The organism is Hyphomonas sp. UBA3195 (genome assembly GCF_002366485.1).
Taxonomy (GTDB): domain Bacteria; phylum Pseudomonadota; class Alphaproteobacteria; order Caulobacterales; family Hyphomonadaceae; genus Hyphomonas.
On the sequence record NZ_DEXB01000034.1, the window covers coordinates 1 to 281 of the forward strand.

The window sequence follows — 281 nt, forward strand, 5'->3', positions numbered from 1 at the left end:
ATCTCGGCAACATGGTCGCCATGGCTCATCCAGACTTGTTCGCTGTCACCCGAATGGAACAGGTCTGACAGGATCGGGTCGTCCACGACCTTCTCGATGAAAGCCCGGCCGAATTCACGGCTCGTGCCGCTTTCTACCTTGCCGCCCAGTTGCTGCATCATGACCTGCTGGCCGTAACAGATGCCAAGCACCGGCACGCCGAGTTCAAAAATCGCATCATCGGCGCGCGGGCTGTCGTCCCATGTCACGCTGGAAGGTCCGCCCGACAGGATCACGGCCTG

Annotated in this window: 1 protein-coding gene; it reads right to left on the reverse strand. The window is 60.5% G+C overall.

Translation table 11 applies throughout. The features are described 5' to 3' along the window. Positions 1 to 281: glutamine amidotransferase-related protein (locus B2344_RS10480; RefSeq protein WP_290485184.1), on the reverse strand; the 281-nt coding region annotated here is incomplete at both ends.